This window comes from Dethiosulfovibrio russensis (assembly GCF_021568855.1).
Lineage (GTDB): Bacteria > Synergistota > Synergistia > Synergistales > Dethiosulfovibrionaceae > Dethiosulfovibrio > Dethiosulfovibrio russensis.
Genome location: NZ_JAKGUG010000004.1, coordinates 1 through 25,434, shown reverse-complemented (window position 1 = coordinate 25,434; position 25,434 = coordinate 1). Strand labels below are relative to the sequence as shown.

General features: G+C 49.9%; 24 protein-coding genes and 2 tRNA genes. 18 read left to right on the top strand and 8 right to left on the bottom strand.

Annotation, left to right across the window (positions count from 1 at the left end):
- Position 1 precedes the first annotated feature (1 nt).
- From mnhG to L2W48_RS05160, 12 genes are read left to right on the top strand one after another with little or no spacing between them, the layout of a single operon-like run.
- Positions 2-382, top strand: a complete 381-nt coding sequence (mnhG, locus tag L2W48_RS05215; RefSeq protein ID WP_236098601.1) for a monovalent cation/H(+) antiporter subunit G — start codon at positions 2-4, stop codon at positions 380-382.
- Positions 379-636 (top strand): Na(+)/H(+) antiporter subunit B, encoded by a 258-nt coding sequence (locus L2W48_RS05210; protein ID WP_236098602.1) that lies wholly within the window; start codon positions 379-381, stop codon positions 634-636. The genes mnhG and L2W48_RS05210 overlap by 4 nt, the downstream gene beginning before the upstream one ends.
- Positions 633-902, top strand: a complete 270-nt coding sequence (gene mbhE, locus L2W48_RS05205) for a hydrogen gas-evolving membrane-bound hydrogenase subunit E (protein ID WP_236098603.1) — start codon at positions 633-635, stop codon at positions 900-902. The genes L2W48_RS05210 and mbhE overlap by 4 nt, the downstream gene beginning before the upstream one ends.
- Positions 903-1,391 (top strand): MnhB domain-containing protein, encoded by a 489-nt coding sequence (locus L2W48_RS05200; RefSeq protein WP_236098604.1) that lies wholly within the window; start codon positions 903-905, stop codon positions 1,389-1,391.
- Entirely contained in the window at positions 1,381-1,728 is a 348-nt protein-coding gene (locus tag L2W48_RS05195) for a sodium:proton antiporter (protein ID WP_040382680.1), read from the top strand. The genes L2W48_RS05200 and L2W48_RS05195 overlap by 11 nt, the downstream gene beginning before the upstream one ends.
- Complete coding sequence (locus tag L2W48_RS05190; RefSeq protein WP_236098605.1) at positions 1,725-3,290, top strand: proton-conducting transporter transmembrane domain-containing protein; 1,566 nt, start codon at positions 1,725-1,727, stop codon at positions 3,288-3,290. Before L2W48_RS05195 ends, L2W48_RS05190 begins: the two co-directional genes overlap by 4 nt.
- The gene (gene mbhI / locus L2W48_RS05185; protein WP_236098606.1) at positions 3,290-3,625 is read left to right on the top strand and encodes a membrane-bound hydrogenase complex subunit MbhI; all 336 of its coding nucleotides are present in this window, start codon (positions 3,290-3,292) and stop codon (positions 3,623-3,625) included. Before L2W48_RS05190 ends, mbhI begins: the two co-directional genes overlap by 1 nt.
- Positions 3,626-3,636: 11 nt before the next feature.
- A complete protein-coding gene (locus tag L2W48_RS05180) occupies positions 3,637-4,092 on the top strand; it encodes an NADH-quinone oxidoreductase subunit B family protein (RefSeq protein WP_005662525.1) in 456 nt (151 codons plus the stop codon).
- Complete coding sequence (locus L2W48_RS05175; protein WP_236098607.1) at positions 4,085-4,645, top strand: NADH-quinone oxidoreductase subunit C; 561 nt, start codon at positions 4,085-4,087, stop codon at positions 4,643-4,645. The genes L2W48_RS05180 and L2W48_RS05175 overlap by 8 nt, the downstream gene beginning before the upstream one ends.
- A 10-nt stretch (positions 4,646-4,655) precedes the next feature.
- Positions 4,656-5,897: a hydrogenase large subunit gene (locus L2W48_RS05170; RefSeq protein WP_236098608.1), complete on the top strand. Its 1,242-nt coding sequence runs from the start codon at positions 4,656-4,658 to the stop codon at positions 5,895-5,897.
- Positions 5,894-6,892 carry a respiratory chain complex I subunit 1 family protein gene (locus L2W48_RS05165; RefSeq protein WP_236098609.1) on the top strand — a complete coding sequence of 333 codons (999 nt, stop codon included), beginning with the start codon at positions 5,894-5,896 and terminating at the stop codon, positions 6,890-6,892. The genes L2W48_RS05170 and L2W48_RS05165 overlap by 4 nt, the downstream gene beginning before the upstream one ends.
- A 12-nt stretch (positions 6,893-6,904) precedes the next feature.
- Entirely contained in the window at positions 6,905-7,594 is a 690-nt protein-coding gene (locus tag L2W48_RS05160) for a 4Fe-4S binding protein (protein WP_236098610.1), read from the top strand.
- Positions 7,595-7,695: 101 nt separating this feature from the next.
- Here L2W48_RS05160 and gltX read toward each other — a convergent pair whose 3' ends face one another.
- Positions 7,696-9,030, bottom strand: a complete 1,335-nt coding sequence (gene gltX / locus L2W48_RS05155) for a glutamate--tRNA ligase (RefSeq protein ID WP_236098611.1) — start codon at positions 9,028-9,030, stop codon at positions 7,696-7,698.
- 91 nt (positions 9,031-9,121) lie between these two features.
- Between gltX and L2W48_RS05150 the strand changes: the two genes are divergently transcribed.
- From L2W48_RS05150 to recQ, 5 genes are all read left to right on the top strand, one after another.
- On the top strand, positions 9,122-11,686 hold the full coding sequence (locus L2W48_RS05150; RefSeq protein WP_236098612.1) for a DNA polymerase: 2,565 nt from the start codon (positions 9,122-9,124) through the stop codon (positions 11,684-11,686).
- A gap of 91 nt (positions 11,687-11,777) precedes the next feature.
- Entirely contained in the window at positions 11,778-12,830 is a 1,053-nt protein-coding gene (locus L2W48_RS05145) for a peptidylprolyl isomerase (protein WP_268906404.1), read from the top strand.
- Positions 12,831-12,887: 57 nt separating this feature from the next.
- Positions 12,888-12,976 (top strand) — tRNA-Ser (locus L2W48_RS05140).
- A gap of 9 nt (positions 12,977-12,985) precedes the next feature.
- A tRNA-Arg gene (locus tag L2W48_RS05135) sits at positions 12,986-13,062 on the top strand.
- Between the two features lie 65 nt (positions 13,063-13,127).
- Positions 13,128-14,945 carry a DNA helicase RecQ gene (gene recQ, locus L2W48_RS05130; protein WP_236098631.1) on the top strand — a complete coding sequence of 606 codons (1,818 nt, stop codon included), beginning with the start codon at positions 13,128-13,130 and terminating at the stop codon, positions 14,943-14,945.
- A 52-nt stretch (positions 14,946-14,997) separates the two neighbouring features.
- Here the strand turns inward: recQ and L2W48_RS05125 are convergent, their stop codons facing one another.
- The 6 genes from L2W48_RS05125 to L2W48_RS05100 all read right to left on the bottom strand — a co-directional run bounded on the left by L2W48_RS05125 (position 14,998) and on the right by L2W48_RS05100 (position 22,934).
- Positions 14,998-16,701 carry a methyl-accepting chemotaxis protein gene (locus tag L2W48_RS05125; RefSeq protein ID WP_236098614.1) on the bottom strand — a complete coding sequence of 568 codons (1,704 nt, stop codon included), beginning with the start codon at positions 16,699-16,701 and terminating at the stop codon, positions 14,998-15,000.
- Between the two features lie 908 nt (positions 16,702-17,609).
- Positions 17,610-20,522: an ATP-dependent helicase gene (locus tag L2W48_RS05120; protein ID WP_236098615.1), complete on the bottom strand. Its 2,913-nt coding sequence runs from the start codon at positions 20,520-20,522 to the stop codon at positions 17,610-17,612.
- Between the two features lie 26 nt (positions 20,523-20,548).
- Positions 20,549-21,628 carry a DNA cytosine methyltransferase gene (locus L2W48_RS05115; protein ID WP_236114763.1) on the bottom strand — a complete coding sequence of 360 codons (1,080 nt, stop codon included), beginning with the start codon at positions 21,626-21,628 and terminating at the stop codon, positions 20,549-20,551.
- Between the two features lie 231 nt (positions 21,629-21,859).
- Entirely contained in the window at positions 21,860-22,324 is a 465-nt protein-coding gene (locus L2W48_RS05110; protein ID WP_236098617.1) for an ImmA/IrrE family metallo-endopeptidase, read from the bottom strand.
- 28 nt (positions 22,325-22,352) lie between these two features.
- On the bottom strand, positions 22,353-22,526 hold the full coding sequence (locus tag L2W48_RS05105) for a hypothetical protein (RefSeq protein ID WP_236098618.1): 174 nt from the start codon (positions 22,524-22,526) through the stop codon (positions 22,353-22,355).
- A gap of 21 nt (positions 22,527-22,547) precedes the next feature.
- A complete protein-coding gene (locus L2W48_RS05100; protein ID WP_236116508.1) occupies positions 22,548-22,934 on the bottom strand; it encodes a hypothetical protein in 387 nt (128 codons plus the stop codon).
- A gap of 44 nt (positions 22,935-22,978) precedes the next feature.
- Here L2W48_RS05100 and L2W48_RS05095 point away from each other — a divergent pair, with 44 nt between their 5' ends.
- Positions 22,979-23,407: an IS66 family transposase gene (locus L2W48_RS05095; RefSeq protein WP_236098620.1), complete on the top strand. Its 429-nt coding sequence runs from the start codon at positions 22,979-22,981 to the stop codon at positions 23,405-23,407.
- 122 nt (positions 23,408-23,529) lie between these two features.
- On the opposite strand, the gene L2W48_RS05090 is transcribed toward L2W48_RS05095, so the two are convergent.
- Positions 23,530-24,798, bottom strand: a complete 1,269-nt coding sequence (locus tag L2W48_RS05090; protein ID WP_236098621.1) for a hypothetical protein — start codon at positions 24,796-24,798, stop codon at positions 23,530-23,532.
- Positions 24,799-25,434: the final 636 nt, after the last annotated feature.

The following is a 25,434-nucleotide window of genomic DNA, read 5'->3' as shown; positions in this document are numbered from 1 at the left end:
CATGATCTACGTATTTTCCGTGCTGTTCCTTCTGCTGGGGATGTTGGTCAACACCCTGGGAACCATATCTCTCTTCCGTTTCCCCGATGTCTACACGAGGATGCACGGTTCCACCAAGTGTACGACTTTCGGGACCATATCTCTCTCCCTCGGTGTGATAGTCTATGCCATTATCCGCCGATTCCAGACGGGAGAGGTCCGTTTTTCCGTCCTGGCTCTTCACACCGCGGTAGTTGTGGCCGCGTTGCTTATAAGCAACGCTACGGGAGCTCACGTTTTGGCGAGGGCTGCTCACAGAAGCAAGGCTTTCCCGAAAAATGCGGTGATAGACAGTTTGGCCGAGAGGGACGAGAGGCTTCTCAAGGAGGGATTTAGACGATGACTTCATTTCACGTCTTCAATCTTATCTTGCTCCTGGTGACCGGCTTTTACGCCGTGTGGTTCAGAGATCTTCTGTATTCGGTCGTCAGTCTGGGGGCTTTCAGCCTTCTTATGGCTCTGGAGTTCTACATCCTTCAGGCTCCCGATGTGGCCATTGCAGAGGCCAGTATAGGTGCTGCCCTGGATACGGCGATTTTCGTGATCGCACTGTTCGGAGTCGGCCGTCTCCGTAAGGACAGGGGGGGGCGCAGATGAAGTTGAAGGCCCTATTTATCGCCGCGACCTTGGTGTTGGGTGGGATCCTTCTCTCCGGTCTGGATGCGGTTCATCCCTTCGGTGTTCCCGGGGACGTGGCTATGGACGAGTATTTCCTGGATCATGCAGTGGAGGAGAGGTCTTCCGAGAACGTCGTGACCTCCATAGTTTTTGACTATCGTGCTTTCGATACCCTCGGAGAGTCGGCGGTGCTTTTTACTGCCATTTGTTCCGTGGTGATGCTTTTTAGAAAGGGGAGGAAGTAAATGCGTAAACCTCTTTCTCTAGTGGCACGTACGGTATGTGACCTCTTCGCCTGGTTTCTTATAATTTTCGGTGTCTACGTCATAATCCACGGTGACGTGACTCCCGGCGGAGGTTTCCAGGGAGGAGCTATCGTAGGTTCCTTCATGGCTCTTCTCCTGGTCGCTCACGGAGGGGACAGGGTTTTAGAGTGGGTTAAGACCTCCGTTTACTGGATAATGCTCTTCGTCGGGTTGATGATGTTCATCGGTTTCGGGCTTAGAGGCATTCCCGAGGGAACTTTCTTCTACAACTTCCTGGCGGTTCCGCACGATGTGGCAAAGACGATGGCCCACGGTCTGATCCCCTTCTCCGGTACAATCGGCGTGATGGATATCGCCGTCGGTATAGAGGTCGCCGGTGGACTTACCGTGATCATTCTGTCCATGTTCCGCGGTATCGTCCTGCACGATTTTGCCGATTCTCGAAAGGAGACTGGTCATGATGGCTAACCTGCCTTTTGTCGTGGTAGGTCTGCTTTTCCTGATGGGGCTTATCGCTATCATTGCGGAGAATAACCTTTTTAAGATCGCCATAGGGGTCGGCGTTATGGAGTCCGCTGCCAATATGTTTCTGGTAGTCCTGGGATACAGGCTGAAGGGGGATATACCGGTCAAGTTCCTGCCCGGCCCCGTCGATGTCTACGTTTTACCCACGCCCCAGGCTTTGACCCTGACCGCTATAGTTATAGCTTTGGCGACGTCGGCTTTGATGTTGTCTCTGATAGTCATGCTCTATCGTCATTACGGTACCCTGGACGTCAGAGAGATCAGGAGGTTGAGAGGATGAGTTGGTCCGTACATCTGCCCGCTCTCATGCTGGCGGTTCCCCTTTTCGGGGCTTTCTCGACCCCGATAGTAGCTTTAGGCGGCCGTAGGGCGAGGACGATCTGGTCGGTTTTGATCTCCTCGGTTCTTCTCGTTCTCTCTTTCTGTCTGCTTCAGTACGTGGCGACCGAGGGCACGGCGGTCTACGTCATGGGCGGCAAGGCCTGGAACCTCACCTTGCCCTCTGGGATGGCCTATCCTGTTAGGATAATTCTGGAGGTCGACTCGTTCAACTCCTTCATAGCCGTTATAGGGTGTTTTGCCTCCCTGGCGGGAGTACTGTTCGGTCTTCGTTTTCTCGATAGGTTTTCCGGAAAAATCTGGTATTCTGCCCTGTATTTCCTGCTTACCGCTGGTATGCTCGGGCTGATACTCACCGGAGACCTGTTCAACTTTTTCGTGTTTCTCGAGATAGCCTCGGTCTCCTCGTTTGGGCTGATCGCCTACTGGAGGGACAGACCGGAATCCATAGAGGCGTCCTTCAAGTACATGCTCGTCTCTCAGATAGCGGCCATGATGGTTTTGTTGGCCATCGGCTTTCTCTACGGCAGGTATAACCTGCTGAACATGGCCGCGGTCGGCAAGGTTATACAGTTTGGCTTGGCGGAGAAGGTAGCTCTCGTGTTCATGATAACGGCGTTGGCCATGAAGTGTGGGGCTTTCCCCATGCATATGTGGATGCCCGACGCCTACGCAGAGGCTCCCGCATCAGTCACGGTTCTTCTCGTGGTTGTGAGCCAGGCCTCCTTGGTGGGGCTGTGCAGGATAGTCTTTTCCGTCTTCGGATCCGCCATAGTCGGGGACGTTGTGCCATGGGCTCTCATAACCCTGGGGATGATGTCCATGTTCTTCGGCGTCTCCATGGCGGTGGTCCAGCACGAGGTCAAGAGACTTATGGGATATCATTCGGTCTCCCAGGTGGGATATATGCTCATGGCTTTCGGCGTAGGGCTTCTCGCTATGGGCGATCCCCGACAGATGGCCGATTTCGGCATGACCTCCATGAAGGGCGGCATTTTCCACATGGTCAACTACGTGACCTATAAAGGCTTGCTCTTTCTGGTTGCCGGCGCTCTCTACTACGTGACGGGAACCAGGGATCTGGACAAGATGGGCGGTCTGGCCAAGAGGATGCCCTTTACGACCTTCATGTTCGTGATCGCCGCTGCGGCGATCTCCGGAATACCTCCCTTCAACGGTTTCGTATCGAAGCTGTTGATCTACGAATCGTCTTTCGCGGTTCATCCCGCCCTGTCCGTGGTGGCTCTGGTAACCTCTATCCTCACCCTGGCCAGTTTCGTAAAGGTGTTCCAGACGGCGTTCCTCGGACCGGAGAAGAAAGAGTTCTCGAAGGTCAAAGAGGTACCTGCATCGATGGTGCTGGGCATGGCCGTTCTGACCGTCGTAATACTGGGACTGTCTCTTTTCCCAACCTGGGTAGTCTCCCATCTGGTGGAGCCCGCCGCTACCGCGTTGGTGGATAAGGGAGCCTATATCGGCGCTGTCTTGGGAGGTGGAATCTGATGTTCGGCAGTCTTTTCACCGGTTTCGGCTATTGGGATTTCGGTAGCTGGCTACTGTTCTTCATACTGGCAGGAGCCATGACAACCTGGCTTCGTTCTCAAGGACGTCAGGACTACAAGAAGGGAACCGAACAGGACCAGATCTATTTTTCCGGAAACGAACTTCCCGATTCGGAGGAGATAACGGTTCCGGCCAGCTCTTCCTACTGGGGGTTCCGGAAGGCTCTGAAACCCTATTACGATAAACTGGTGGCCTTCCATTCAGGCCAAACGGTGACCTACGTCGGTTGGTTTCTCGTCACCACTGCCCTGTTGATGGTTCTGATCATCCTATAGGAGGGACTTAAATGAAGCTGGATACTATGCTACAGGTTTTGCCAAAGTCCCTGTGGGTTTTCTCGACCAACACGGGGTCCTGTAACGGGTGCGATATAGAGATAGTCTCCACCGTATCGCCCAGGTACGATATAGAGCGTTTCGGCATGAAGCTTACCGGGACGCCTCGTCACGCCGATGTCCTTTTGGTTACCGGTCCTGTTACGCGTTTCATGAAGGAGAAGTTGGAGCGCATATACGCTCAGATACCCGATCCGAAGGTAGTCATAGCTGTCGGAAACTGCGCCTGTTCCGGGGACGTCTACTTCAAGTCCTACAACCTGGTAGGACCGGTGGACAGGATCATACCGGTGGACGTTTACGTCCATGGCTGTCCTCCCAGACCGGAGGCCATTATAGAGGGAGCTGCCAAGGCGGTCTTGAAGCTGGAGGCCAAGAGGGCGGAGCTCAGAAAGGCTGGTGCTTGATCCTATGGACTGCTTTATAGACAGGGAAAAGGTGGTAAAAACTCCACAGGAGCTGGCTGACCATCTTCAAGGTGTGTTCGGAGACGACCTGTCCTACGTGGATCTGAGGGATTTTTCCGAGGGAAGCTCCGGTGAGGTTACCAGTCACCATCTGTGGATGACCATCGGCAAGAGTCGCCTTCTGGATTTTGTGGACGAGCTGGGAAAGTTTGATTTTCCGAACTTTCACGTGGTTTCCGGAGACGACGAGGGCGATCATATCTCCCTTTACTATCACTTCGACCTTTACAGAGCCGTAGAGAGGGGCGTCAGCCTTCACGTCACGGTATGCGTCCATGTGCCGAAAGACGATCTCACTGTGGATTCGCTTTTCAGCCGTATTCCGGGAGTCGAGTACAGCGAGAGGGAGATTCAGGAGATGTTCGGAGTGGACCACATAGGTCTTCCCAACAAGGCCCTCGTCTTTTTGCCCGATGATTGGAACAGGGAAGTCTTCCCCTGGCGCAGGGACGAGACGGCTCCGGGCGAAGACCTGGTAGAGGATCTCTCCTAGGAGGGCTACTATGAGCGAGACTAAAACCTATAAACTTCCCATCGGTCCGGTTCACGTAGGGCTGAAAGAGCCCATCACCGCGTGGCTGGATATCGAGGGAGAACACATAAAAGACGCGGTAATTCGTCCAGGAGCCATCCACCGAGGGGTGGAGTTTATGGCAAGGGAGAGAAATCCGATACAGGTGATATACCTGGCCGAGAGGGTCTGCGGTATCTGTTCCTTCAGCCACGCCATAGCTTTCGTTAAGGCCGTGGAGGATGCCGCCCAGATAGAGGTTCCGATCAGAGCCCAGTACATAAGGTCCATGGTCCTCGAACTGGAGAGGATTCATTCCCATATACTCTGGTCCGGGGTGGCCTGTTACACCATCGGTTTCGACAGCGCCTTCCATCTAGGGATGATGTTGAGAGAGAAGGTCATGGATGTTCTCGAGGCCCTTTCGGGGAACAGGGTAAACTATGCCGTAACCACCGTGGGCGGAGTTCGTTGGGACGTTACTCCGGCGGTGGAGAGAACAGTAATGGATATGATCCATTACTACAGAAACGAGTTTGCCTCCTTCTATGAGGCGGCGATAAACGATCCGGTGGTCAGGGCCCGTCTCAGAGACGTCGGAGTTCTTACCACCGAGCAGGCCATAAAGTACTGTGCTTTAGGGCCTACCTCCCGAGGTAGCGGAGTCCGGGCCGACGTCCGTTGGTCTGCGCCATATGACGCTTACTGCGATATTCACGTCGAGCCGGTCGTGCCTCAGGATTACACCGGCGAGGTCCATGGCGACGTTTACGATCGCTTTCTCGTTAGGGTATACGAGGTCCTTCAGTCGTTGGATATCCTGGAGAAGATAATGGAGGGGCTTCCCGAGGGTCCTATAACCTTCGAGCCCAAGGTGAACAAGCTTCTAACCGTTCTCAAAAAGGCGGAAGGGGTCGGATACGGATGTATCGAGGCTCCCAGAGGCGACGATACCCACGCGGTCGGTCTGAAGGCTCAGCAGGAGAACGTTCAGTGGTGGAAGGTGAGGGCTCCCACCTACAGCAATGCCGTGTCTTGGCCTCTGATGTTCAAGGATAACGAGCTGGCCGATGCTCCGTTGATAATCAACAGTATCGATCCCTGTATCTCCTGTATGGAGAGGATGGTCCTTTCCGACACGAGCTCCGGCACGAAGTCCGTAGTGACCAAGGCCGACCTGCTGAAGCTCTGCCGAGAGAAGACTGATAAGACGAGGAGGCTGATGGGAGCATGATACTCGGTCTTGTTATGCGGGTGATCGCGGGGATCGCCCTGATGCTTCTCATAACCGTTTTCGCGGTGCTTTTCGAGGGAGTTGACAGAAAACTTCACGCCGTCATGCAGCGTCGTATCGGCCCGCCCCTGCTTCAGCCCGTATACGACATCCTGAAGCTTTTGGGTAAGGAGAATATCGTTCCCCGTTGGGCGACCCCGGTCTTTTTCCACGGCGGTCCCTGGGTGGCGATGGTCGCCAGTATGATGGTCTTCATGTACATCCCGATGGGCTCTCTTCCCCCGGTGCTTAACGGTAGCGGCGATCTCATTCTGATCCTCTATCTGCTCAGTCTTTCTGGGGTAGCCGTGGCGGTAGGAGGTTTTGCCAGCGGTTCTCCCATAGCTAACGTAGGAGCTCAGAGAGAGATGATTCTCATGATGAGCTACGAGGTACCACTGGCGATAGTCGTTTCTACCCTGGCTTGGTTCGCCTATAAGCTGGGGATGCCGGGACATCCCTTCTCCCTGGAGACCTACGTCGCGACCTCTGTCTGGTCCGTGGTTGGCAAAGCAGGTTTCCTCGGATTGATATGTCTGTTTGTAGCTATTCTAACGGTTATACCGGGAGAGACCGGTAAGGGGCTCATGGATATACCGGAGGCCAAGACGGAGATACTGGAAGGTGTTACGGTGGAGTATTCCGGGGTAAACCTGGCTTTGCTTCACATAGGTTTCAACCTAAGGGGAGCTGCCATATCCGCATTGGTCGTAAGCCTGTTCTTTCCCTTCTCTTTGGGTAAGGCTATAGGCCTTTCCGGAGTGCCGATGGCCATAATCGATTTCCCCTGGTTCTGGGTAAAGGTTTTTCTCGTCGAGGTTTTCGGCGTGACCTTCCTTAGGACCGCTTTCGGACGTCTGAAAATATGGCAGGCATCCCATTTTTATTGGGCTCAGGTTGGGGCTCTCTCGCTGGCCGGGATGATCCTCATTTCCGTGGACGTTTTGCTGCATTAGGGGGGTGAGATCATGCTGAACGCCATGTCGGTACAGATACTGCGACATCTTTTCAAGAAGGCCTTCACCAACCCCTACCCGGTCTCTCATATGCCAGACGATCTGACCGGAGCCTTGGAGGCAGCCTCCAAGGGAGAGATCGACCTGAACGATCCGGTCGAAACCTGGGGACGTTTCAGAGGCAAGGTCGGTTACGACAGAGAGAAGTGCATAGGCTGCGGAATGTGCATGAAGGTCTGTCCTGCGAACGCCATAGAGAGGGCTCCGGAGGATCCGAAAAAGATAATCGTTCACAACGACAGGTGCTGTTTCTGTGCTCAGTGCAACGATATCTGTCCGGTCGATGCTCTGACTATGACCTGCGATTTCGCCATATCCACCTATGAGAGAAAGTCAAACGTGACCTTGGATACCGGTAAGGCCGATCGTAAGCCCTTCCAGAGCGAGTGGACCTATAGAAAGGGCGAGGTTCCCGATGAGGTCGAAGCTCCTAAGACCCAATCTAAGAAAGTCTACCGTGTCAGGGAAGAAGACTGCATCGGCTGTACTATATGTGCGAAGGCCTGTCCCGTAGGTGCCATAGAGGGCAAGATAAAGGAGAAGCACGTCATAGACCCGGAGAAATGCGTGGGGTGTGGCGTATGTGCCTCCAAATGTCCCAAGGGAGCGATCGAAGAGGATGAGTACACCCCTGAGGGGTAAATCCGTCCTCGATCGGTTGAGATCGATCTAGATCTAAAAGAGAGAGGGAGCCGATTTTATCATCGGCTCCCTCTCTCTTTTTACGTTCGTATCCCCGGATATTACAGGAATCCGTAGTGGGACAACCTGCGTTTGATCTCCTCTTTGCCCATGAACTCGGCTAGCTCGAAGATCCCCGGACTTACCTTGTGTCCCGTTATGGCGAACCTCATAGGCATGGCGACGTCCTTCAACTTGACCCCTTTTTCCTTGGTCCAGTCCCTTGCGAAGGTCTCCATGGACGATGCCGTCCATGTGTCCAGTTTCATCATATCGGAGAAAAACCCCTGGAGGGTCTTTCTGGTTTCGTCGGAGACCTCTCCATCGTATCTTTTCGTCACAGGAGCGAAATCGAGGAAGTAGTCGGTGAACTCCGCCAGGTCCTTGACGGTCCTGCCCCTCCCTCCCATGAGATCGAAGGCCTTTTCCATATAGCTCTCGTCTACGGAGGAAAGGTCTATGCCTGCCTCCTCCCAAAAAGGTGCCAGCATCTCGATCTTCTTTGCGGTGGGGAGGGCGTGGAGATGTCCCTGGTTGACGTAGTTGAGTTTATCCATGTCGAAAACCGAGGGTTTTCTGTTGACGTCCTTAAGGTCGAACTCGGTTATGGCCAGATCTCTGTCGAAGATCTCTCTGTCTCCGGATGGAGCCCATCCCAACAGGGCCAGGAAGTTGAACACCGAGTCCGGCATATAGCCCATGTCCCTGTATTCGTAGACGCTGGTTGCCCCATGGCGTTTGGATAGCTTCTTCTTGTCCTTTCCGAGTATCATCGGGAGATGGGCGAAGGTAGGCAATTCCCAGCCCAATGCCTTGTACAGGAGCACCTGCTTGGGAGTATTGGATATATGGTCCTCGCCCCTTATTACGTGGGTTATGCCCATGGTGTGGTCGTCCACCACTACGGCGTAGTTGTAGGTAGGCATTCCATCGCTCTTCATCAGGACGATGTCCTTCATCTGACCGGTCCTGCCGTCCTTCAGCGAGTCGCTGACTACGTCGATCGATCCGTACACCATGTCCTCGAAGCCGATGTTTTCTCCCAGGGGAACCTTGAAGATGATCGCATCGCCGTCTTTGTAGGCCAGCCCTCTCTCCAACAGTTCGTCGGCGTATTTTCTGTAAAGATGAAGCCTTTCGGTCTGGCGGTATGGGCCGAAATCTCCTCCGATATCGGGACCCTCGTCCCAATCGAGGTTCATCCACTTCATTCCGGCCATGATGGTATCCTCGTATTCCTTGGTGGAGCGAACCTGGTCGGTGTCCTCGATCCTCAGGATGAATTTTCCTCCCATGTGTCGGGCCCAGAGCCAGTTGAACAACGCTGTATGGGCCCCACCGATATGAAGAGCCCCGGTCGGACTGGGGGCGAATCGGACTCTTACGGTTTTAGACATATTCCGTTCCTCCCTGTTTATCGTTTGCTTGGTACAATTGATGGCGTCAAGAGGACATTATACCTTAAACATGTGAAAGAGGAGGAGAGATATGACCGAAGGACCTATTATGTTCGTGGACGGACACGGCCTTGCCTTCAGGGCCTTTTACGCCATTCCTGAACTGACCGCTCCGGATGGAACTTCGACCAACGCCTTGGTCGGGTTTTTCAACATGCTTTCCAAGATCAAAAAAGAGTGGGCTCCCGAGTCTCTCTCGGTGGTTTTCGACGCCCCTGGAAAGACCTTCCGTCACGAGATGTTCGACGAATACAAAAAGGGGAGAAAACCTACCCCGGAGGAGTTCAAGGTACAGCTTCCGATATTGAAGAAAATGCTGGGGCTTTTGGGTATTCCGGTGATATGTCGTCCCGGCGTCGAGGCCGACGACGTCATAGGCGCCGTTTCCAGGGAGTATGCGGAGAAGGGTACCCCCGTTCTGGTGGTCACGTCCGATAAGGACATGCTTCAGATACTGGACGAAGGGATAACGGTGATAAGACCGGGCAAAGGAATCTCTTCCTTCAACCGGTGGGACGCAGAGACCTTTCAGGGAGAATATGGTTTTCCTCCCGCCAGGATGGCCGACTATCTGGCTTTGGTCGGAGATAGCGTGGACAACGTACCGGGTGTGCCTGGCATTGGCGATAAGACCGCTCGAAGGCTGCTCGGGAAATACGGAGACCTGGAGGGAATATTGGCCCATACGGCGGATCTGACCGCCGGTCAGAGAAAAAAACTGGAGGAAAACGCGGACTTGGCCAGGAAGTCCCTTATGCTTACGACTTTAAGCGTCGATGGGGCTCCGGACGATGTCGACCTGGTGTGCAGCGTTCCCGATCCGGACGGTTTCGTCGCTCTCTGTCGGGAGCTGGGTATGAGCTCCCTTGAGAGATCGATGGGAGATCTCATCTGTGGAGAGGCGAGTTTTTCCGGAGGCTCCTCGGTAGAGAAAGAAGCCCCGTCTCTCCCTTTGGTGGAGCTTAAATCTGTCGAGCTGGACGAGCTCCTGATGTGCGACGAGCTTGCCTTTCACGGCGAGTGGACCGGAGAGTATCCCTTGTCGCTTGTGGCCGATCCTCTGGTGGTGTGTGCCGAGGACGGACGGTTCTGGTCCGGTAGCGAGATGCCCTCAGAGTTATATTCCTGGCTGGAGAGGGGCTCGGTGGTTACCTCGGATTACAAGAGATTGCTGGTCGCCATGGGAGTCCCTTTGGATCATTCCAGGGTATGGGATCTCAGGAGCGTCGATTATCTGCTTCATCCAGACAAAGCCTCTCACGATATGCCGTCGGTCATGGTAGACGACTGTCCCGAGTCCACGGAGGAACGGGCGATGGCGTTATGGCGTCTTCGAGACGATCTATCTCAAACGATTGAGTCCAGAGGGCTCTCCGAGGTCTTGTACGATATAGATATGCCCTTGGTCCCAGTCCTGGTATCGATGGAAAAATCCGGCATAAAGCTGGAGGAACCCGTTCTTCAAGACGTCATATCGGATCTAAAAGAACGTTTAGAGCTGATAGTGGAGGAGATAACCTCCGCTGCCGGAGAATCGATAAACCTCAACTCTCCCAAACAGGTCGGGACCCTTCTTTTCGAGAGGCTCGGTCTTCCTCCTGTTAAGAAGACGAAGACCGGATACTCTACGGACGTCACGGTGTTGGAGCAGCTGTCGGAACTTCCGAAGCCTCACAACGCCGTTCCGTCCATGTTGCTGGAGCATAGAGCCCTGTCAAAGATGTCCAGTGGTTTTGCCCTGCCCCTGATGAGTTCCGTCTGTGAGGACGGTATAATACGCAGCACCTTCGAGAGCGATACCACCGGTACAGGCAGGCTCAGCAGCAGAGATCCCAACCTGCAGAATCTGCCGGCATACGGAGAATGGTCCGATAGGATAAAAAGATCTCTGATCCCGAGGGAGAAAGGGCGATGTTTCGTCGCCGCCGACTACTCTCAGGTAGAGTTGAGGGTCTTGGCCCATATATCGGGAGAAAAAAGGTTGGCCGACGTATTCCGCTCCGGCAGGGATATCCACACAGAAACGGCATCCATGGTCTTCGGGGTGGACCCCTCTATGGTTACCAAAGAGCTGCGGCGTTCCGCCAAGATGGTGACCTTCGGACTTCTCTACGGCATGAGCGCCTTCGGTTTAGCCAAGAGATTGGGAGTCGGACGATCCGAGGCGGACAGGATAATGTCCCGTTATTTTGCTGCCCTTCCCGGTGTAGAGGCCTACGTGACCAAGAGCGCCGACGTGGCGATCGCCAGGGGCTACACCGAGACCTTGTTCGGAAGGATAAGGCCTCTGGAGGAGGTAGTCACCGGCAATGCCAGGGATCGGGGCCATGTCAGAAGGGTGGCGATAAATTCTCCGATACAGGGTACTGCCGCTGACCTGGCGAAAAAGGCCATGATAGCCGTTTCCAGGTCTTTTGCGGAGGATTCAGACGTGTCGATGGTCCTTCAGGTCCATGACTCGATAGTCTGTGAATGTCCCGAAGAACGATCGGAGGAGGTCCTTGCCGAGCTTCAGGACATCATGAAAAACGTGGCATCTCTGGCGGTTCCGTTGGAGACTGAGGGTAAAATAGGTTTCTCCCTGGCGGAGGTGTAATATAGCGTATGATCGATAACCGGGCTGTGATACAATATCCATCCGTAGGTATCGTGAAAAAAGCGATCATGAAAGGGGAAGATTTACGTTGATGTTGAGGACGCTTCGTACACAGGTGAAATGGATTCTCGTCTTTTTCCTGCTGTGTTTTGTTTTGGCTATCCCCCTGATGTACGGGGTAGGCGGAGGTAAGAGCAGCCGTAGCGGCAACGAGGACTATGCGGTGGCCGAAATAGACGGCAAGAAACTGATGAGGAGTCAGCTTCTTAGGTCCGTACAGGACTACGTAGAGAGGTCTGGAATAAAGGACGTTACGTCCACCGATCTCCCCATGATAAGGCAGATGGTCCTTGACCAGATGGTCGTCCAGGAGGCCCTTGTCAAGGAAGTCAAGGCTCTAGGCATCACCCCGTCCAAGGAAGAACTGGATAGGGCCGTGTCCGGAATAGAGGATCAGTTCCCGACGAAAGAGGCCTTTATGCAGTACCTTCAGGAAACGGGCATAACTATGGATGCCCTCAGAGAACAGATTAAGACCCAGCTTTCTCAGCAGATGCTCCTGGAGGAGGCTTCCGCCGCCGCCAAGGTAAACGACGAAGAGCTTCAGGCCCTTTACGACAGCGTAAAGGACTTCGTCTTTACAGTTCCCGAGGGATTCGAGGTGCTTGCGGCCGAGTTCAACAGCCAAGAGGCTGCGGATAAGGCTTACGATGAGCTTTCATCCGGGACGTCCTGGGACGTGGTTTTGGAGGGATTCTCATCCTCGGATATCACGGGATCTACCGGGTCCGAAAAGCCTGTGTTCCTCAAGAAGGATTCCCTGCCGGAGAATATGGCTTTTATCGCCTCTATGGACGACGGTCAGTACGCCGAGCCGGTGGAGGTCGCCAGCGACGATTTTATAGTCGTGTTCAGAAAGTCCGCCAAGGACAGAGAGGTTACCTCCTTCGAGGACGCCAAAGAGCAGCTTCAGTCTATGGTGTTGAACCAGAAGAGACAGGAGCTTCAGAGAACCTTCCTGGACGAGATATCTGAAAAAGTGGATGTCAAGGTACTTGATCCGGAGATCTTCCCTGCCGAGGAAGAAGTTGTAGAGGTCATCTCCGAGGATAACGCGAGTGGGGATCAAGAGTCAGAAGAATAAATTCTCGGATCGACTTGACAGAAACCTCTCCCGTATGTAGAATATGCTGCGTTGCGTGGAGAGATGGCCGAGTGGTCGAAGGCGCGCGCCTGCTAAGTGCGTGATCCGATTCGGATCCGAGGGTTCGAATCCCTCTCTCTCCGCCACTAAAGAGTGCGCCGGTAGCTCAGCTGGATAGAGCGTCTGGCTACGGACCAGAAGGTCGTGGGTTCGAATCCTGCCCGGCGCGCCATAGCATTTCTGAAGCGAGATCCCGAGGGGTCTCGCTTTTTTTGTAGTCAGGAGATGATTTGATTGATGGAGGAGACTCCTCGTGGGTTGTTGAAGCGCCTTTTCGGGTACGACGAATTCCGTCTGAATCAAGGAGACGCCATAGACCACGTCATGGGTGGAGGGGATTGCCTTCTCCTTATGCCCACCGGAGGAGGGAAGTCCCTTTGCTATCAGATACCGGCCATTCTACGTCCCGGAATAGGTGTCGTGATCTCTCCGCTAATAGCCTTGATGCACGATCAGGTAAACGGGCTTGTTCAGAGCGGTGTGAGGGCCGCCTACATGAATTCCACCATGAACTACGAGGAGTTCGTGCAGGTCTCCCGGGCCGCCATGAGAGGGGAACTGGACCTCCTTTATGTGGCCCCCGAAAGGGCTATGAAGCCGAGCTTTATGGATTTTCTCTCCAGGATCTCCCTTTCCGTTATAGCCATAGACGAAGCTCACTGCGTATCCCAATGGGGGCACGATTTTCGCCCCGAGTACCTTCGGCTAGGAGAGCTGGGTAGGGCCTTCCCTGAGGTCCCCAGGATAGCGGTCACAGCTACGGCGGACGAGCTCACAAGAAAAGAGATCCTCTCGCGGCTCGACCTGAACGGAGGTAAAGTTTTCGTCTCCGGCTTCGACAGGCCGAACATCCGCTATCAGGTGGTCATGAAGGAAAAACCGAAAAAACAGTTGCTTGATTTTCTCAGGGGAAACCATCGTAACGACTCTGGCATCGTATACTGTATGACCAGGCGAAAAACCGAGTCGATAGCCCAGTGGCTTCGAGACAACGGAATTAAAGCTCTGTCCTATCACGGTGGCATGGGGGCGGAGGAAAGAAGGACGGTCCAGGAAAGGTTCCAGGACGAGGATGCGGTCGTGGTGGTCGCCACCATCGCCTTCGGAATGGGTATAGACAAGCCCGACGTCCGTTTCGTAGCCCATCTGGACATGCCTAAGAGCCTGGCAGCCTACTATCAGGAAACTGGAAGGGCAGGCAGAGATGGACTGCCCGCCGATGCATGGATGACCTACGGTATGGCCGATGTAACGGGACAACTCAAGTTGATAGAGATGTCCGAAGGAGACGAAAGATACAAGAGGATCAGTCGACAGAATCTGGAGATAATGTTGGGATACTGCGAGACCACCGACTGTCGTCGCCGTTCCCTGCTTTCCTTCTTTGGAGATAGCTGCGACGTTCCCTGCGGAAACTGCGATACCTGTTTGAACCCCGTAGAAACCTGGGATGGCACGGTTCAGGCTCAAAAGGCTCTGTCCTGTGTCTATCGAACGGGGCAGATCTACGGAACAGGACATCTTATAGATGTGCTGTTGGGCAGGGGGACTAAGAAAGTCCTGGAAGCCGGACACGATCAAGTATCCACCTTCGGTATAGGCGATGATCTGAACGAAAGACAGTGGCGTTCTGTCTACAGACAGCTGTTGGCTATGGGGGTTCTGTCGGTGGTGTCTGACGGTTACGGAGGGCTTCGTCTTTGCGGAGATAGCTGGCCGGTTCTTCGTGGAGAAAGGCGCCTTTCCTTTCGGGTGGACGAGGTTAAGACATCTGAGAAAAGCAGTAGGTCGAGCACGTCAGAGGTATCTACCAAAGGCTCTTCGGAATTCGACGGTAATCCTCTGTGGGAGGCCTTGAGAGCGAAGAGACTGGAGTTGGCCAAAGAACACGGGGTTCCAGCCTATGTTATATTTCATGACGCCACCTTGCGCCAGATGTTGGAATTACGGCCAGATTCTCTGGATGAGATGAGCTGTCTTCAGGGAGTGGGATTTAAAAAACTAGATCTTTACGGAATGGATTTTATAGAAGTTTTGAAGAGCTTTGAAATTTGATTATTTATTATGGCCGACCTTTTCTTAGAAGAATTGGTCGGCCATAAATTATTTAATCCTTTTTTACTTTAAATTTGCTGATCAAGTCTTTCATTTTTTTGGAATTTTCTGCCATTATCATGGCCTGTTGTGCCACTATTTCCGATGCTGAAGAGGTGTCATCTGAAGCTCTGTTTATGTCGTCTATCTCGTTTACTGTGTCGATAGTGGCTTTCGTTATTTCTTCTACCGCTTTGGCCATCTCCTCGCTGGAAGAGGCTTGTTCTTCTGAGATAGAAGCTAGGTCTTGAATAATATCATCAAGATTTTGTATGCTTGTCAGACTTTGTCTTAATACTTCCTGTGTTTTTATTGCACGTTCAACAGTAAGGCGAAGTTTTTCCGCCGTCATCTCAGTGGCTGAAATAGCTCCCTGAGAGTGTTCTTGAAGTTGGATGATAAGTTCGCCTACTCTTTTGGCTGCTCGTTCGGATTCCTCCGCAAGTTTTCTTACTTCATCCGCGACGACGGCGAAACCTTTGCCAGCTTCTCCCGCTCTGGCGGCTTCGATTGCTGCGTTTAATGCCAGCAGATTTGTCTGATTGGCTATTTTACTGATCGTGTCTACAAAATCTGAGATTGCCTCAACCGATTGTGCCAGCACTTGGATTTTTTCTTTTCCCTTATCGGATTCGCTGTCAGCTAACTGTACTTCACTTACGACTGAATTGACATCTGATACGACAGTTTTGGTCATGTCTACCATTGAGGCCGCCGAAGTCGCTCCTGAAGTGGCCGAAGTCGCTCCTGATCGTGCACCTGAAGCAACTTCTTCTATGGAGGCGTTTATTTCCTCAAGAGCTGCCGAGTTGTTAGAGGATAAGTCGGAAACTTTTTCGACCGATTCTTTAACCTGTCCCATAGATGCGCTTTGTTCTTCCGCTACGGCGGCCAGATTTTCTGCCCTGTCCGCCGTGTCGATTGCCTCTTTTAGGATATTGCTTATTACTGAGTTTTGGGTTTCTACCAGTTTTTGTAGTGAATGTGCCATAACCGTAAGTTCGTCGTTACCCTTGTCGTTGAAATCAGTTGTAAGGTCTCCGTCTGAGAGTATTTTGATATTCGCGACCATGTTAGCTATTCTAGTAGTTACACGTCTTACCACCCATATGACTAGCACGATTGTGATTATCAAACCGATCAAGAAGATACCCATCTGTCTGATTACCAAGGCTTTTACGGTAGCTTTAAGATCTGAAACATATAGTCCCGTGCCATACCACCATTTCCATGGAGCATACGAGCCTATATAGCTGATTTTTTCTTCTAATAGACCTGATGTGGGATTTATCCACTTATAATCGTAGTATCCCGTTTCTTTGTTTTTAGCTAATGTGTTTAGGGCTACAAGGGGGTTCTTAGGGTCGCTTCCATCTATTTTTTCCCCTAGTTCTTTGCCTGGAGAAGGGATTACCACTATGAAATCTTGATTATATCCAAAAATATAATCTTCTTTGTTGTATCTCATTGATCCAACTTCATTTGCAACTCTTTTTTGTGCTTCCTCTACCGAAATTTCTCCTCTGTCAACCATTGCTCCATAATATCTTACAAGGTCATCTACGATCTGAATTATGTTCATTATTGACTGTGCTCTTTGGTCGTAAAGCGAACGATATGAGACTCGATAGGTTACTATTCCCATCGATAGTGCTAGTACTAGTAAGATTGTCATCACCGGAGCTATTAACTTCATTGCCAAGCGACTAATTTTCATCTTAACGCCTCCCTCCCTTTTTTAACCTGAAGCTAGGTTGATTTTTACGTCGAATCGTTAATCTGAGATGTTATAAATCCGGTTTTTTGTGGATAGAGGAAAATCCTATGTTCAGGATACTCCTTTCAAGGGTCTTTTTCCAGGGGTTTTTGTGTGAGACAAGCCGATCTCCTTAGATAGGCTAATGGGGATATCATTTCGTAAATAATCCCTTTAAAACTTACATCCTAAGGTGAATCCTAACCTCCCTATTTCGTAGTGTTATTTTGAAAAATGTTCGTATATAAAAAGACCCTTGGAAAAATCTAAGGGCCTTTTCTCTATGAACTTTTAAAGTGGCGGAGGAGGTGTCTGTACAATCGACCAAACCAAAGCCAGTCATAACAAGGCTTTACAAGTTTAATGCAACCGTAGAGGTACGGTGATCGTTACGGTTTTCCCTGCGGTTTAGCATTTTTCTCCAGTGATTTTCTCCCTAAAGCTAGGTCTTTCGAGCTGATCTGTAAACGGTTTATAGCCCTTCCAGAACCCGCTTTTAGATTTAAAAGGCTTACAGCCCCTAATGGCCGTTCTAGATGCTAGAGACGGAGAAAAGAAACAGGAATGTATTCGACACAAGATGGGACTAACCAAAGAAAGGTACTATCATCGGAGTTTCCGGACTATCATCTTAAAACCGTAGTTGTCATTTCATTTAACGCTGTCCTGAGAAAAAGCGAACTTTTCTCTCTGGATTGGAGCGATGTCGACGACGTTATAACCGTAAGCTCCTCCAACGCCAAAAGCAGTAAGGCCCTACGACGTCCCCCTTGAACAAAAAGGCAATGCAGACCTTAGCTTAAAAAACACATATTTATCCTAATACTTAAATATGTTAAGTAAGTCTTATTTATGTAATCTTTGACCTTCTATGCCTTATACAAACTGAAAGCACGAACCATTTCATTCCGTTCAGGCAGATGGAGCTCCGGTGGAGCGGTAGTGAGAACATGGAACTCTTGTGGGATTTTCGGACAGATCGTCTGAAAGTCACACTTGGAGCATTTATTCTGATGTGGTCTCATAGGGAAGTCCGATGCAAGGATACCTGTCACAGCCCATTCCACGTTGGCTAGGGCCGAATCCACAGCTTCTTTGGTAATAGGTACTTCGACTCGTTGGTTGTCTTTCAGAAGATGAACGCTACCCGTTTTTGCGTTATGCCCTAGGACCTGGTCAGCGGCTCTTGCATATAGCTGAACCTGCAAAGCGAGTTCTGTCCAATCTATATCTTTGTTTTCTGTAGGGTTTTCTCCCCCCTCAATCGTTTTGAAATCAATGACCTCGGCCTGTAGAATGTCCCCATTTTCATCTTTGTGGAGGAGGAGGTCGATCGAACCCGTTAGTACACAATTAGAGGCCGGGATCTCAAAAATCGCTTCAACCTGCCGCTCTCGTTCAAAATCATTTCCAAAGGATGCGACATAATTCTGCGTAATTTTCATAGCCCGATTTCTTGAGTGCTCGTACGGTCCAGGATGGTTTTTTGGATCACCGCTTTCAGGAACATGCTTCAAGTGGAAGGTATCCAGTACCACACTTTCCACCTGGTCTGCATCCGGAGGAGAACCCGGGTATAGCTCATGTGTTTTTTCGATCGACGTATGAACGGTTCGACCGTAACCGAACATTTCTGGAATAATCGGATTAAATCCATAACGCTCTCTAAATTGGTATTCTTTAGGACAATGTAGATATGACTTTATCTCGGTAAAACTAGTCGGATAATCTGCTTCTTCGACCCTTCGACGAGGTGCAAAAGAAGCGAGCCCTACCGGGAGGCCTGTGGAATCCCAAAGCACCTTTGGATGTTCCGCCAGCTTTAAAGCGTAAGGAGACAATTTATGATTCTGTTTCCCCATAGGAAGTTTTTCTGCGCAGCTTACGTAAAGATACCGTTCCGCCCGCGTCACCGCAGTGTAAAAAAGCCGGCTTTCCTCATCATGGGTGCTCTGATATGCACCGCGATCTATAGCTGCGGCCATAACTTTATGTGGCAACCATCCCGTATATTTGCTCTTTTTTTTCGGAAACCGACGGGCCTCAGTATCTACGACAAAGACACAGGGGAATTCGAGCCCCTTCATTTTGTGGACGGTCGACACTGTAACGGCATCGGGACGCTGAAGCACATCGTCGGTAGATACGTTGTACCCCTTTTCCGCCACGTTCTGCAGAAAATTCAAGACTTCGGCAAAACGTTTGCTCGAGTCTACGCTCATATAGACGGTCTCTACATCCATGATCATTTGGCTGAAAAGTCCGATATCCCGCATGACTTCATCTTTGAAATTAGAAAGAGCAACGTTAAAAGATTCCAGCAGATCATAGACAAGTTTTTGGGGATAAAGCCTTATTCTTGGGGCACCTTTAGGACAATGGATGCGGCGACTCCAATCGGTAAGCACACGAACTAGCGCATCAAAATCGGCAGAGGGGTAGGCTGATAGCACTTCATTTTCGAAATGTTGCTGAACCGTATCTCGGTTCACGCCAGGTTCGCGAAGAAGCTCGAAAGTAGTTCTTAAAACCGAGGTCTGTGGACGGTCGAATGGCCCCCCTCCAGCTTCAAGGCTAAAAGGGATGCCTAGTTTTTCTAAGGCAGTTGTAAATGCTTCGTGTCTTGGAGATTCATCCTGTTCTGCTTGGCGAGTTGAGCGCATAAGTATAGCGAAATCAGCTGGCGTCAAACCGCGGAGGTTGCCATCGTCATTATATGCGGTACCTCGTAGAGCTTTAATCCTTTCCGCGACCCATTTGGCTTCAGCGACACGATCTGGAAACGACAGCACCCTGAAATCCTGAGGAGTTTGATTCTTATTGGCTTGAGGATTTTTATTTATTCGGCTAGGACCCAGCATTGAGGCTACGAATGAATTTGAGGCCTGGACGATGGGTTCTGTGCTGCGAAAATTCTTGGATAGTGTGTGTATGCTACAACTGGTGTATCTTTTCGCGAAGCTCAGTATGTTGCTAACGTCCGCTCCCCGCCAAGCATAGATGGATTGATCATCGTCCCCAACCACAAAAAGCGTTTCTGCACGCTGGTGCAATAAACTGATCAGTTTTTCCTGACAGGGGTTGACGTCTTGATACTCATCGACCATGAGGTGTCGCAACTTTCCTATTCCGTTTTTCACACTCGCAGAGTTGGAATCGATTGCGTCAACCGCATCCCTGATCATCAGGGAAAAATCGATATATTGATCCGTTCTGAGTTTGTCTTTTATGCGATTGAGCAAGTCAGCAAGCTCCGAATCTTCGTTAGCGACCGTATTGAAATTCAATATTTCGTCATTAGCCGTCTTCCAAGCGTCTGAGACCTGCTCTATTATATCGAAATAGCTGTTATTTCTGGCTCGACTGCGAAACTGGTAGAGTCCCAGGGCGCTAGACCTTGAAATCAGATAAAGCTTCAATCGATTTTCGTCGAGCACGTCATACTGACGGTACGTGGCGTCCATTTCTCCAAGTACGTGTTGACAGTAGGCATGTATGGTTCCAATATACATTGCTCCTATCACTGTAGGATCGATTCCTGCGGCAACGAGGGCCTGAGAAACTCGACGTTTGATGGATTCAGCCGCCTTGTCGGTGAAGGTGAAGGCTACGATCCCTCCAGGTGGTTCTCCCTCGGCGAGAAGTCGGGCTATGCGGTAAGCCAATGTTCTGGACTTGCCCGAACCAGCGCACGCAAGACACAAAACCTCCTTCGCGTTATCCATTGCAGCCTTGTATTGTTCCTGTGTCAGGTTGTCTTTCAAAATCTGCTCAATATCCACGTTGATTTAGCCCCTTCCCGATTTGGTTACACCTTGTCTCTAACCTTGAGAACGCGTTTAATACTTTTGCCATGTGCCGCAATGAAAGGAGGTGGCAAAGCATTGCCGATCATCAAGGCAATGGCGGACTTATTATTAGTGGTTGGGAACTTATACAGGAGTGGAAATCCCTGGAGCAACGCAGCCTCGCGCATCGTAATGGCACGGTTTTCTTCGGGATGGAGGAACCTCCCTTTGGAGGGATTGAAGCATCCGCTGGTGATTGTGGGAGCAACACTGTCCCAAGCCATTCGCCCGTAGACATCTTTAAACCCGTTGCATCGTTTGTGACATTCGAGTTGAAACTTTTCTGGCAGATCTTTGCGGCTTCCACCGTTTTTTGGGATGAGGCTGATGAGTTCTAAAACCTTTGGGGTCCGTCTTTCTGGCATGTCATGCAAGGGATCTCCGCTTTGTCCCGCTTTAGGCATACCTCCGATAGCGTCTTTTACTGTTTTCCTTCTTCGTTTTTTTTCGCCGAACGGAATTTCCCTCTTTATTCCAGCCAGATAAATTAGCCGGCGCCTCCGCTGTGGAACGCCATAATCAGCGGCATTCAGAACAGCATGATGACCGTTATAACCAAATGTTTCTAGTCTGCTGCAAAAAATGGCGAAAAGTTTATCGTTAGCTAGTCCGGGGACGTTTTCAATCATTATCGTGCGAGGGAGGATAACCTCCACAAATCTTTCAAATTCCATCAAGAGATCATTCTGAGGATCTTCAACTTTGATGGCCCCATTCATGGTTCGCAAAGTGGAAAAACCTTGGCAAGGCGGACAGCCTGCCAATAGGTCTAGTTCTCCTCTCTTCAATCCAAGAACATTAAGCATCTCCTCAGGTTTCAGCTCTCGGATATCTTTTTCCCATAAAGTAACCTCTTTATGATTTTCCTTGTAAGTTCTAGCTGCAAGTGGATCAATATCCAATGCTCCGAGAACTTTAAATCCCGCTATTTTTAGTCCAACAGTAAGCCCCCCACAGCCACAGAAAAGATCGACAGCTGTGGGCTTACTGTAGTCAGAATGGATCAAATCACTTTCCCAGCTGAGATCACCTTTCATCATAAAATCCTTCTTTCATGTAAAAACGCACTAAGGTTTGGATGGGGCTATTGCAGGTGGATGATGAAATGACCTGCAATATTATAACAGCTCTGCTATGTCATTGTCGGCGTGTACACTTGGTTGCTTTAAATAATTTAGTTTAGCATAAAATAAAAAACAGTAGCACATGAAAAGTTAGGCTATAAGGGAAGCAGCATGGCCGTTATAAGAGGGACGAATTCTTCCGCCTGCTTATTTCCCCATCTCCTCCAGCCTGATCTGCATAGCCAGAGGGCTGACGCCGAAGATCTGAGCCAGTTGCTTTGTGTCGTGCTTGTAGTGGATTGCCTGAAGGGCCGTCTTGGGCATGAGTAGTTCCGCCGCAAAAGCGTTGGCGGCCTGTTCTTCCCTGACGACCCAGGATTCGGGGCTGTCGAGGGAGAAGGCGACCTTCTGGTGGCCGAGGACGTAATGTCCTAGCTCGTGGCCCACTGTGAAGCGACGGCGTTCGTAAGGAAGGGCGGTGGAGACAAGGATAATCTTTCGGTCTCCGTGAGTGAGTAGTGTGCCGTCGATGTGTCTGGCTTTGCTGTGACATATTTCGATCCCCAGCCTCCGGCATAGTGCGCTTAGTCGGATGGGGATCGTTCGTTCCAGTCCGTATCTCTCTAGCAGGGTCCGGGCCATGACCTGGATCCTGGTTGCATTGTTTGCCATGTCGTTCTCCTGTGGGGAAATGCCTTTGTTACCTTTCGTTTCTCTCTCCTGGGTGGAAATCACCATGAGTCCACCTGACAAAATTAGAAGAATGAAGTATATATGTCTTTGCCGTGTTTTCTGCAAGAACTCCATTTGCTTGCTTCTCCTTGACGATGTTGATGTATTCTCTGAGCTTTTTGTCGATATCCATCTCACTCATGAATCTTCCCCCTCGCTGTCCTCAGTATTCATCCGTATGGTCTTCCAGCGTGATTTTGCCCAATGCCGCTTTGAAGAGCGTCGCCAGGAACTCCCGGTCTTCCGGGGCGAGCCTGGTGGCGTTCTTTGCTACGTGGCGAAACCTCAGCACGATATCTGGGTCCTCTGCCGCTAGCATCTTGAGCAGGGTTTCCAGGTCCTCTTCACTCTGCCCCTTTTTCGGCTTCGATCCCATCCCCTGGATGTCGCCGTCCCTCTCCGCAAGGTATTTCCCATAGGCTTTTATGAGTTTGTCCTTTAAGGCGTCGTCTGCCTTTTCTTCGTGAATTTCCATCATCTCCAGGTCTTCCGCTGGTAGATGTATGAGGGCAGCCGCTTCCTCGATGGATAGGCCAGTTTGCTCTCTCATGGCTTGCAGGATGACCATTGGTGCTTTAGAAAAGTTTTCAGTTAATGGATTGTAACTATTCAGTCGCCCTACCGAATTGCTGTCGCTACAGAATCGATAAGCCCTTCGATGAGTTGTTTGCCTCCGGTCTAGCCCAAAACTCCCTATCGACTGGGAAGAGGGCAAGAGGCAGGCCCCAAAAAGGCAAGGCCAGGAACCTCATGGAGAGATTTAGGGACCATAAGGAGGAGATCCTGCTCTATGCCAGGGACTTTACGATCCCCTTCGACAATAACGAGGCTGAGCGAAATATCCGCAACTTCAAGGCGAAGCTTAAAATATCTGGCTGTTTCCGAACCCCGGAAGGGGTTAGTGACTATGCCAAAATAATGTCGTTCCTCATCACGGCGAAGAAGAACTCGATCAACATCTTCAAGGCCATGTCTATGGCTATCGATGGTCAGATTCTCTTCCTGGATGGGGCGACTGAATAGTCACTCAGACTCAAAGAAGGTCAAATAAAACCCATTACAGTTCGTAAATTTGGGACATCTCGCTTCACAAGTACCGCCCCTCTAGTTTTATTGCCCAAATGTATGTGATTGAGATCCCATTTCTATAAATCATATGGTGTTCCTTGCCAACCAAGAATTTCCAAGTAGTAAAAATTGAAAAGACACTTCGTCAAGAGATTGAGTCTGTGAAGTTCTCTAAATGCCAACAATATTCTTCTACTAAAATCCAGAAAATACATTGACTCTGAACATTTTTGTTTCATTCCTTCTCTTTTTGGGTAATAAATTATCTCTTGAGTAACGTCATTGTATTCAACTTTATAATGAGCTATGGAGTTCCTTAAGTGGTTATCCATCACGTCACCACTTAGGGAATACCAACTATCGTCAATATAGTTCAATTTTTCCCCAAGTGAAAAGTCAGTGAACTTGTCTAAATTGGATGGTGTTCTTTTTTTAGCTGCAAAAACATCATGAGAATCACGTTTTAGTAAATTGTTAATTCCAGCAACAAGAACTAAAGCCCTAGATATTATTTCAGCGATATCTTTATATAGATCTTTAGTTTCAAGGAACTCATGAGAGGAAACTCTATATGGAACTGGACAATTTTCATATTGTTTATCAAAATCAAGAAAAAGTGCAGGTCTGAGCATTAACTCGATATCAATTATTCTTGGATATACTTCCAAACAATCTTTTTGAGTATTCTTAAGAAAACCATTTTCAACAACTTTATTTATGAAGAGGAACAAGGCCTCCTTATTAACGCTTTCTAGCTCAATTAGCTTATGTTTAAAAAAAGCAACAGTGTCTAACTTTTTCTTAGGTTCTGAAAATGGAAAAAACGCCCTCTCTATGACAAAATATAACGCTCTGTTTCTGTCTAGTTCTGTATCGCAGCCCATTTTTGAGCCAAGAAATTCCAAGGATTTTTCCTTAAAAAGTTCATGTTTGTTTCTTTTGTATAATGTAAAAATATTTTTTATTTTTTCCCGCTGCTTGAATATTTTGTTTAAACCTTCTATGCGTATTGCGTGAATTGGCATGTCCTTATGGTCAATCCGCATAGATGCGGCGATAAATGGGGTAATCCCCATTATATATTTACCAAACGAAACAGGGAAATCTAAGTGCAAATCGACAAAATTAGTCTCTGGCTTGAATTCTTCAGAATAGATTCTTTTGGCATTTTTAACCTGAATGTCTGCCCCGACATTCTCAAAATTTAGAGTCATAGTGATATCTATAGGCGCTCCACAAGATGCACACCTAAATCTCAAAGGCTGATATTCTCTATTTGAGAATCCCAAACGACAATTTGTTTGCTCTTGGCAGGTGTCACAAAGCACACTAATATTAAGGTTCATGTGGTTTCTCCTTATTTAACATTAAATTAATTATATTGTTTTTTATAAAAATATAAATCCTCACAGGAAAGTGCGGACTAAATCTTGGGCATTTACATTCGCTTATTCTGAACGTAACACAAGTAAGTTATGTTGCTTTGAGTCTCCTGAGGTAAGAAGGGTTCCTCTGTGGTGGAGGCTACACCAAGAGTAAACGTCTGTATTTTGTTCGACGTGTGCGAAGGCATCCCTAAAGAGCGTCCTTCTTCGGTGAGATAGAAAACGCTTTGGTTGCTTCCTTCAATGATGCGGCGTTCTTTGATGACCCTTGCTTCGAGATTTTCTTGTACCGAGGAAATGGTGCGATCCCACTTTTATAACGGTACATTTTCATTCTTTTTTTGGGCCTTGTTGAGTTCGTTTGAGAGCTTTTCTATTTTCTTGGGCTCTCCATAAAGTTATCTGCTTTCTCTTCGAAGAGAGGTATCTGTGTGTCAGACATATACTATTTCTCCATTGCATTCCCCAAAGAACACCCCTAAATTGCCCCTCCAATTTTATGGTGGACCCCATTGTCAAGACCATTTTTTAGCCTAGATTAGTTTAGGTCAGACTGCTATAGGTCTTCCTCTTCGAAGTAGATCTCCTGCGGTGTGC

What these genes read in the sequence shown, in the direction of transcription:
- L2W48_RS05105 (WP_236098618.1), bottom strand. Translation starts at nt 22,526, where the DNA reads ATGAGTGAGATGGATATCGACAAAAAGCTCAGAGAATACATCAACATC.
- L2W48_RS05170 (WP_236098608.1), top strand. Translation starts at nt 4,656, where the DNA reads ATGAGCGAGACTAAAACCTATAAACTTCCCATCGGTCCGGTTCACGTA.
- L2W48_RS05090 (WP_236098621.1), bottom strand. Translation starts at nt 24,798, where the DNA reads ATGAACCTTAATATTAGTGTGCTTTGTGACACCTGCCAAGAGCAAACA.
- L2W48_RS05145 (WP_268906404.1), top strand. Translation starts at nt 11,778, where the DNA reads ATGTTGAGGACGCTTCGTACACAGGTGAAATGGATTCTCGTCTTTTTC.
- gltX (WP_236098611.1), bottom strand. Translation starts at nt 9,030, where the DNA reads ATGTCTAAAACCGTAAGAGTCCGATTCGCCCCCAGTCCGACCGGGGCT.
- recQ (WP_236098631.1), top strand. Translation starts at nt 13,128, where the DNA reads ATGGAGGAGACTCCTCGTGGGTTGTTGAAGCGCCTTTTCGGGTACGAC.
- L2W48_RS05195 (WP_040382680.1), top strand. Translation starts at nt 1,381, where the DNA reads ATGATGGCTAACCTGCCTTTTGTCGTGGTAGGTCTGCTTTTCCTGATG.
- L2W48_RS05110 (WP_236098617.1), bottom strand. Translation starts at nt 22,324, where the DNA reads ATGGCAAACAATGCAACCAGGATCCAGGTCATGGCCCGGACCCTGCTA.
- L2W48_RS05125 (WP_236098614.1), bottom strand. Translation starts at nt 16,701, where the DNA reads ATGAAAATTAGTCGCTTGGCAATGAAGTTAATAGCTCCGGTGATGACA.
- L2W48_RS05200 (WP_236098604.1), top strand. Translation starts at nt 903, where the DNA reads ATGCGTAAACCTCTTTCTCTAGTGGCACGTACGGTATGTGACCTCTTC.
- L2W48_RS05165 (WP_236098609.1), top strand. Translation starts at nt 5,894, where the DNA reads ATGATACTCGGTCTTGTTATGCGGGTGATCGCGGGGATCGCCCTGATG.
- L2W48_RS05190 (WP_236098605.1), top strand. Translation starts at nt 1,725, where the DNA reads ATGAGTTGGTCCGTACATCTGCCCGCTCTCATGCTGGCGGTTCCCCTT.
- L2W48_RS05115 (WP_236114763.1), bottom strand. Translation starts at nt 21,628, where the DNA reads ATGATGAAAGGTGATCTCAGCTGGGAAAGTGATTTGATCCATTCTGAC.
- mbhI (WP_236098606.1), top strand. Translation starts at nt 3,290, where the DNA reads ATGTTCGGCAGTCTTTTCACCGGTTTCGGCTATTGGGATTTCGGTAGC.
- L2W48_RS05100 (WP_236116508.1), bottom strand. Translation starts at nt 22,934, where the DNA reads ATGAGAGAGCAAACTGGCCTATCCATCGAGGAAGCGGCTGCCCTCATA.
- mnhG (WP_236098601.1), top strand. Translation starts at nt 2, where the DNA reads ATGATCTACGTATTTTCCGTGCTGTTCCTTCTGCTGGGGATGTTGGTC.
- L2W48_RS05150 (WP_236098612.1), top strand. Translation starts at nt 9,122, where the DNA reads ATGACCGAAGGACCTATTATGTTCGTGGACGGACACGGCCTTGCCTTC.
- L2W48_RS05180 (WP_005662525.1), top strand. Translation starts at nt 3,637, where the DNA reads ATGAAGCTGGATACTATGCTACAGGTTTTGCCAAAGTCCCTGTGGGTT.
- mbhE (WP_236098603.1), top strand. Translation starts at nt 633, where the DNA reads ATGAAGTTGAAGGCCCTATTTATCGCCGCGACCTTGGTGTTGGGTGGG.
- L2W48_RS05210 (WP_236098602.1), top strand. Translation starts at nt 379, where the DNA reads ATGACTTCATTTCACGTCTTCAATCTTATCTTGCTCCTGGTGACCGGC.
- L2W48_RS05160 (WP_236098610.1), top strand. Translation starts at nt 6,905, where the DNA reads ATGCTGAACGCCATGTCGGTACAGATACTGCGACATCTTTTCAAGAAG.
- L2W48_RS05095 (WP_236098620.1), top strand. Translation starts at nt 22,979, where the DNA reads ATGGATTGTAACTATTCAGTCGCCCTACCGAATTGCTGTCGCTACAGA.